This is a genomic window from Gelidibacter sp. F63206, from assembly GCF_023015735.1.
This window is the reverse complement of the sequence record NZ_JALKAU010000047.1, coordinates 25762-32767: the sequence shown is the minus strand read 5'-3', so window position 1 is coordinate 32767 and position 7006 is coordinate 25762. Positions and strand designations below refer to the sequence as shown.

The window sequence follows — 7006 nt, the reverse complement described above, 5'->3', positions numbered from 1 at the left end:
GAGTGGGAGAGAGGATCAAGCCCTGGGTTGTTCTGCTCTCAATGTTGATTTTTTGCAACATCGGAAAACCAAACGCAGCAGTTTTACCAGTTCCTGTTTGCGCTAAAGCCACTAAATCAGTGTCTTGATCTAATAAAATTGGAATTGCTTTTGCTTGGACATCACTTGGCGTAATAAAGCCAATGTCAGTAATAGCCCGTAATAGGTCATCATTAAGACCTAAATCTTGGAATGTGTTCATTCGATTTAATAAGTATTTGATTATGTTCTTTTGGTGTTACAACAGAAGCGAATCGACATACTAAACCTAAACCTCCAGTAACACATCCTCACCTTGAGGAAATTTTACAAGGTGCAAAGGTACAATTTAATTTATTACAATTCCTAATTGTTAAGCGATTGATTTGTAGTAAACTATAGGGAATTCAAAAATTCGACGAGCTGATTTATAGCAATTCCTCGATGTCCAATACGATTCTTCTCTTCTAAAGAGAGTTCCGCAAAAGTTTTATGATAGCCTTCGGCTTTAAAGATTGGATCATATCCAAACCCATTTGTGCCACTTTTATTTTTAGTAATCTCACCTTTGCAAATACCTGTAAATTGGTGCTGATTGCCTTGAAGTTCCAATGCGATAACAGTTTTAAACCGTGCCTTTCTATTGTCCGAATGCTTAAGGTTTTCAAGAAGTTTTTGAATATTGTCTTCTGAATTTCGCTGTTCGCCGGCATATCTAGCGGAATAAACGCCTGGCGCTCCATTAAGGGCTTCCACTTCCAAACCGGTATCGTCAGCAAAACAATCATATCCATAATGCGATTTAATATATGACGCTTTTTGGATGGCGTTGTCTTTAATGGTGTCTTGGGTCTCTGGTACATCTTCAAAACATCCTATGTCTTCAAGGCTTAATAGCGTGATGCCTTTAGGAATTAAGCTTTGGACTTCATGGAGTTTGTTAAGATTGTTGGTGGCGAAAACGAGTTGCATGATTCAGAATTTGAGCTACAAAAAATTATTAACGAATTTCAGTTTGAAATAAATTCCAAAAATAAATGAATTTATTTTAATTAATCGGTGCTGTGAAAAAGGGTTCATAATGATTAGCATTTTTAATAAGTAGATATAGTTGTTTGGAGTTTTGCTTTTAAATCAAAAAAAACGAGATTCATTATCAAAATATAGCTATTCACATCATTCTATTGAAAATTTAATACATATTGTTCTAATTTAGAGGATATAATTCAACAATAACCAGTGGTTTGGAAGTGAAAATTTATTCATTAATTAAAAACGAAATATTATGAAAACTTTAATTATTATTTTACTGCTCGTACTTGGTACGACGGTAAGTCAGGCACAACACGTAACACATTTGGATGAAGTAAAGGTTGTTAAAACAGCTCTAAAGTCTAAATTCATTAAAGGAAATAATGAAATCATAATTAAAATTGAGAACGCTAATGTCCTCGAATTTACGAAAAATCCCATTGCTTTTATGTACAACCATTTTGACGTTCAGAATTTTATTTCTGAACTGGATCTTGATAAATTTGACAGATATGTAGTGACCTTAAAAAGTAAAGACGGCTATATGGTTGCGAAATTTGATTCGGACGGCGAACTTTTAAATACGAGACAAAGTTTTAAAAACATCCTTTTGCCATATGATATGAGAATCGAACTCTACAAATCATATAAGGGATGGACTATGACAAAAAACAAATATAATGCGACTACAAAAGGTGAAATTCTTAATAAGGAAATCTATCGCATCTCTTTTCGAAAAGGTAACCAAAAACAAAATGTAAAAATAAATAGCAACAATGACGGAGTTATGGTGGTTAGTAACTAACCGTAAGAGAAGATTAAAAATGAAGTAGGTCATCAAACCAATTAAATTTGTTCTGATGACTTCTTTTTATTATTAATCATAAACTTGCGAGAAATTATAATACTCATAAAATGACATTAAGAATTATGCGATTTTATTAATAAATTTTAGTTTTTATTGAGTATTTTGTAGAGGCAGACATTTCAAATTTTTAGATTATGAAAGCACTTGTTGTAGATGATGAAGAACTGGCTCGAAAAAGGCTAACAAAATTATTGGAAGCAGTTGCAACAATAGACGTTATTGGCGAATGTTCCAACGGAAAAACCGCCATTAACAGTATAAATCAACTCAAACCTGACCTGTTGTTTTTGGATATTAACATGAAAGACATGAATGGCTTTGAAGTACTTCAAAAAGTAAAGATTACACCTAAACCTATCGTGGTATTTGTAACCGCTTATGATAATTACGCTTTAAAAGCTTTTGATGTAGATGCTTTTGATTTTCTTTTAAAACCCTTTAAGGATCAGCGCTTTTTCCAAACGATAGATAAGGTTTTAAAAATCTCAAAATCAGAGACAGATTTAAATTTCGAGGCTCGTTTTATTGAATTGTTCAAATTGTACAACAAAAAACTTGATCGAAAAGAATTGGCCAATAAGATCCTGATAAAACAGGGTAACAAAACCGTCCTGGTTGATCCTTTAGATATCATGTACATTACCGCTTCGGGTTATTATGTGGAGATATTTATTGAGGGTAAAAAATTTGTGTTGCGCGAAACACTAAAAAAACTTTGCAAGAGTTTGGATAAAAGTATTTTTTTTAGAATCCATAGGTCGAGTATTGTCAACTTGAATCACGTCAAGGAAATTGTTCATTCTGATTTTTCTGAAATTGATGCGAGAATGACGGACAATAGACTGTTGCATGTCAGTAAATCTCATAAAGTAGATTTTTTAGAAATGATCGGAATATAATGAGCTTTTTTAAAAATAAAAACAAATATATTGATCTAAAACTGGTTTTGGTTTTAGCAGGTTTTTATGCACTGTTCGATTTGGTTCTCATTTCCAAAGTGCTTTATATGAGATGTTTTGGAGAAGAGAAATCTTACTTTTCATGGTTTGATTTTTTTGTTTACAACTTGCTTGCCGATTATATTATCGTCGTCAGTTTTATGATCTTAATAGCAATAAGCACAAAGCGACTGCTTATTAAGCATTATTCATGGGTGAAAATCATTTCCATCCATATCATCTTTTCAATATTAATAGGCTTGGTTATTAGGTTGACAATAGATATCCATGCCTTATTAACCGGGATGGTCACCTTCGAAAAATACGAAGTTCGAAGTAGTATTTATCGGTTCATGTATGTCATCGATTTAAATTTTCTCATCTATTTTGCGATGGTTTCAATTATCTACTCGTATTACTATCTCAAGCAATTTAAAAAAGCCGAAAGTAAACAACGTCAGTTAGAAATGCAGTTGGTGAATACGAGGATGAAAATGCTATCATCGCAATTACAACCGCATTTTCTGTTCAACACGCTAAATTCCATTGCAGTATTGACGGATATTGATGCAGGAAAGGCCAAAGATACCATTGCTGATTTGAGCAGTTTTTTAAGGGAAATACTTTACGACAACGATAGAAACACCATAAGTCTTGAAAAAGAACTTCGCGTGCTTGAATACTATCTAAATATACTCAATATTCGGTTTTCGGATCATCTACTTATAACTAAAGAAGTTGATGATTCTCTACTTTCAAAGAAAGTTCCAGCATTATTGCTGCAGCCTATTTTGGAAAACTCTATTAAACATGGATATTCCTATAATCATACCGATTTAGAAATACACATAAAAATTTATGCAGAAGATAAAAAGCTGGTAATTATGGTCCAAAATAATGGGGAAACGATGAATTTCAGTCATAAAGAATTATTGCAGAAAGGAATGGGGTTATCAAATATAAATGACCGATTGAGCAATCTTTATGGAAATAATTATTTTTTTGAAGTCAGAAATAAGAAGGATAAAGATGGCGTTGAGGCTGTGGTTAAAATTCCTATGGACCCATAATTTGAAATCTAACCAATTGGATTGAATAGTGGTTATTAGAGTTTGTTGATCCTTTGTTTGAATAAAGGTTTGCCTTGCAGATCAATAGACCTTTGAAAACACCATTCCCATAGTTGTTTTTTATGAGCAGCGATTCCAAAATCCTAAAAAGTGTTTTATGTTTATTTTATGATTAATGTCATTGAACCTTTGGCTTTAAACCCGTAATTTGGTCTTATAACATAAATATCATAATTATGACAATAAACATTCAATTTGTAAATTTAGATCATAGCGATTCACTTGCTGAACATACTACTGAAAGATTAAAAAAAATGGCTGAAAAATATGATTGGCTCATCAATGCCGATGTGTTTTTTAAAGAGGAAGGTACCAATCCTGAAAAAGGAAAGATTTGCAATATTAAATTAAGCCTGCCAGGAAACCATATTTTTGCCACTTCTGATGAGAAGAATTTTGAAATGGCGGTTAAAGAAACTATCAGCGATTTGGTAATACAACTGAAAAAGAGAAAACAGACGTTTATGGCGCATTAGAAGTAGGTATGAGGGATTAGTGGTGAGAGGAGTAAGTTCAGAGTTATCAGTTATGAGTTCAGAGTTAAAGATTAAATTTTGAATTTTAACTTTTTCTTCAACAAGAAACTTACCTGTTACCGATGATGATAAGGTTCATTCCTTAAAATGGTAAAAGCGCGATACAATTGTTCGATCATGAACAAACGAATCATTTGATGGGAAAATGTCATTTTAGACAATGATATTTTCCCATTTGCTTTTTGATAGACCTCTAGTGAAAATCCGTAAGGACCACCAATGACAAATACCAATTGTTTGATACCCGAGTTCATGTGTTTTTGTAGGTAATCGGAAAAGGCGACAGAATCGTATTGTTTTCCATTTTCATCCAATAAGATCAGAATATCTGAGTTGCTAAGCTTGGCCAAAATTAGCTCGCCTTCTTTTTGCTTCTGCTGTTCTTCGCTTAAGTTCTTGGCTTTTTTTAGATCGGGAATGATCTCGAATTCAAATTTAATATAGAATCCCAAGCGTTTTTGGTAGTCGTCAATGAGCAGTTGTAATTGAGGATTGTCGGTTTTACCAATGGCTAAAAGTTTTATTTGCATGGCGTAAATTTACAAATTTGTTGCGATATGTAATTTCAGTTTTGGAATTTGAGTATTTCAATTTTCAATTAGTATTTTTACATTAAATATTCCTGAAATGATTTCACAAGAACAATTCAATATAGAGATAGAAGGTATTATTGCTAATGCGGTTAGAGAAGATGTTGGAGATGGCGATCACAGCTCTCTGGCGTGCATCCCTGCTTCAGCACAGGGTAAAGCAAAGCTTTTGGTCAAAGATGACGGCATTATTGCCGGTGTTGCTTTTGCAAAACGTGTCTTTGAGTATATCGATAACAACTTAAAAGTAGAAACCTTGGTTGACGATGGGGCTGAAGTGAAATATGGCGACATTGTGTTTTATGTTGAGGGCGCATCGCAATCCATTCTTAAAGCAGAACGTTTGGTTTTAAATGCGATGCAGCGGATGAGTGCGATTGCAACAAAAACTAAGACTTTCGTGGATTTGTTGGAAGGGACCGGAACCAAAATACTGGATACTCGAAAAACAACACCGGGGATCAGGGCGCTCGAAAAATGGGCGGTTAAAATTGGAGGCGGCGAAAATCATCGGTTTGCCTTATATGATATGGTCATGTTGAAAGATAATCACATCGATTTTGCGGGCGGAATCACTAAAGCCATTACCAAGACGAAAGCCTATCTAAAAGAAAATAATTTAGACCTGAAGATTATTGTGGAAGCTAGAAATCTTGATGAAATAAAAGAAATTCTCGAAAACGATGGTGTTTACAGAATTCTGATTGATAATTTTAATTATGCCGACACCAAGAAGGCTATAGCCCTTATAGGGGATCAATGTTTAACCGAATCGTCTGGCGGGATCAATGAGGACACAGCAAGAGAGTATGCTTTATGCGGCGTGGATTATATATCTTCTGGGGCTTTGACGCATTCAGTGTATAATATGGACTTGAGTTTAAAAGCCGTTTAAATGTCTGAACAAACAGATGACAATATTGAGAATGAAATCGAGGACAAACTCGAAAAAATCCCTGTTCTAAAATATTTCATCAAACTTTTAAAAAAAATTAAACTACCTGCTTTAGAGGGGTTGACCTTGTATTATTTTCTAAGACTTTATGGTAAGGGAATTATAAAAGGAGCAGTAACAAGTAGGGCCAGTGCCATTGCGTTCAGTTTTTTTACAGCCATATTTCCTTTTCTATTGTTCATAATTATTCTCATTCCATATATTCCCGTCGCAGGCTTTGAATATGAGTTTAAGGGTTTTCTGAATTCGGTCTTGCCGCCTCAAACCTCTGATTTCTTTTTTGACAATATTTTTCAGAACATTTACACTAAAGCAAGTGGCGGATTGATTTCAACAGTATTTTTATTGTCGATTGTCTTAATGGCAAACGGGATTAGTGCTCTTTTTTCTGGATTTGAAAGTTCATACCATCAGCAATTGACGCGCAGTGTGGTCAAACAATATTTATATTCCATGTTTGTGGCGCTTATTTTGGTCCTTTTGCTAATCATAACCATTGCTGTTATAGGATATTTCCAAATTTATGTCATCCAAAAAGTGCTTTACTATATGGATAGGCAGGGTTACGAAACCTATGAAGAAGGCTTGCTTATGGTAGCCGCGGCCAAATATATATTTTTCGTGATTATGGTCTATATCGCTACGGCCACTCTGTATTATTTTGGCACCCGAGAAGGTAAAAACTCGAAGTTCTTTTCAGCAGGTGCATTGTTGACAACCATCCTGATTATTGTGTTTTCTTATTTATTCGGAATCTATGTCACTTATTTCTCAACTTATAATGAGTTGTATGGCTCAATTGGCGCCCTATTGATTTTGTTATTTTATCTTTGGCTGAACTCCAATATTCTACTATTGGGATTTGAATTGAATGCTACCATAAGGTTGTTGAAGAAATTTAATCGTCAAAAGCAAATTGCCGAAGAGCAATCCTAATTT

At 34.0% G+C, this 7006-nt stretch carries 9 protein-coding genes; 6 read left to right on the top strand and 3 right to left on the bottom strand.

What is annotated here, in order from left to right; translation table 11 throughout:
* Both MWU32_RS01690 and MWU32_RS01685 read right to left on the bottom strand, forming a co-directional pair.
* Window positions 1-241, bottom strand: a 241-nt coding sequence (locus MWU32_RS01690; RefSeq protein ID WP_246937189.1) for a DEAD/DEAH box helicase, incomplete at its 3' end; no start/stop codon positions are given.
* Window positions 242-414: 173 nt separating this feature from the next.
* Window positions 415-990, bottom strand: a complete 576-nt coding sequence (locus MWU32_RS01685; RefSeq protein WP_246937187.1) for a non-canonical purine NTP diphosphatase — start codon at window positions 988-990, stop codon at window positions 415-417.
* Window positions 991-1303: 313 nt separating this feature from the next.
* On the opposite strand from MWU32_RS01685, the gene MWU32_RS01680 reads away from it, so the two are divergent.
* The 4 genes from MWU32_RS01680 (at window position 1304) to MWU32_RS01665 (ending at window position 4462) form a co-directional block, all read left to right on the top strand.
* Window positions 1304-1855 (top strand): hypothetical protein, encoded by a 552-nt coding sequence (locus tag MWU32_RS01680; RefSeq protein ID WP_246937185.1) that lies wholly within the window; start codon window positions 1304-1306, stop codon window positions 1853-1855.
* 197 nt (window positions 1856-2052) lie between these two features.
* On the top strand, window positions 2053-2817 hold the full coding sequence (locus MWU32_RS01675; protein WP_246937184.1) for a LytR/AlgR family response regulator transcription factor: 765 nt from the start codon (window positions 2053-2055) through the stop codon (window positions 2815-2817).
* Window positions 2817-3926, top strand: coding sequence for a sensor histidine kinase (locus tag MWU32_RS01670; RefSeq protein ID WP_246937182.1), 1110 nt, complete (start codon window positions 2817-2819; stop codon window positions 3924-3926). The genes MWU32_RS01675 and MWU32_RS01670 overlap by 1 nt, the downstream gene beginning before the upstream one ends.
* 236 nt (window positions 3927-4162) lie before the next feature.
* Window positions 4163-4462 carry an HPF/RaiA family ribosome-associated protein gene (locus tag MWU32_RS01665; protein WP_246937180.1) on the top strand — a complete coding sequence of 100 codons (300 nt, stop codon included), beginning with the start codon at window positions 4163-4165 and terminating at the stop codon, window positions 4460-4462.
* Between the two features lie 116 nt (window positions 4463-4578).
* Here the strand turns inward: MWU32_RS01665 and rlmH are convergent, their stop codons facing one another.
* Window positions 4579-5052, bottom strand: a complete 474-nt coding sequence (gene rlmH / locus MWU32_RS01660) for a 23S rRNA (pseudouridine(1915)-N(3))-methyltransferase RlmH (protein ID WP_246937179.1) — start codon at window positions 5050-5052, stop codon at window positions 4579-4581.
* 97 nt (window positions 5053-5149) lie between these two features.
* Here rlmH and nadC point away from each other — a divergent pair, with 97 nt between their 5' ends.
* Both nadC and MWU32_RS01650 read left to right on the top strand, forming a co-directional pair.
* Complete coding sequence (nadC, locus tag MWU32_RS01655; RefSeq protein ID WP_246937177.1) at window positions 5150-6007, top strand: carboxylating nicotinate-nucleotide diphosphorylase; 858 nt, start codon at window positions 5150-5152, stop codon at window positions 6005-6007.
* Window positions 6008-7003 carry a YihY/virulence factor BrkB family protein gene (locus MWU32_RS01650; RefSeq protein WP_262914695.1) on the top strand — a complete coding sequence of 332 codons (996 nt, stop codon included), beginning with the start codon at window positions 6008-6010 and terminating at the stop codon, window positions 7001-7003.
* Window positions 7004-7006 lie beyond the last annotated feature (3 nt).

Coding starts and splice junctions, on each gene's coding strand:
- MWU32_RS01685 (WP_246937187.1), bottom strand. CDS start 990: ATGCAACTCGTTTTCGCCACCAACAATCTTAACAAACTCCATGAAGTC.
- MWU32_RS01680 (WP_246937185.1), top strand. CDS start 1,304: ATGAAAACTTTAATTATTATTTTACTGCTCGTACTTGGTACGACGGTA.
- MWU32_RS01675 (WP_246937184.1), top strand. CDS start 2,053: ATGAAAGCACTTGTTGTAGATGATGAAGAACTGGCTCGAAAAAGGCTA.
- MWU32_RS01670 (WP_246937182.1), top strand. CDS start 2,817: ATGAGCTTTTTTAAAAATAAAAACAAATATATTGATCTAAAACTGGTT.
- MWU32_RS01665 (WP_246937180.1), top strand. CDS start 4,163: ATGACAATAAACATTCAATTTGTAAATTTAGATCATAGCGATTCACTT.
- rlmH (WP_246937179.1), bottom strand. CDS start 5,052: ATGCAAATAAAACTTTTAGCCATTGGTAAAACCGACAATCCTCAATTA.
- nadC (WP_246937177.1), top strand. CDS start 5,150: ATGATTTCACAAGAACAATTCAATATAGAGATAGAAGGTATTATTGCT.
- MWU32_RS01650 (WP_262914695.1), top strand. CDS start 6,008: ATGTCTGAACAAACAGATGACAATATTGAGAATGAAATCGAGGACAAA.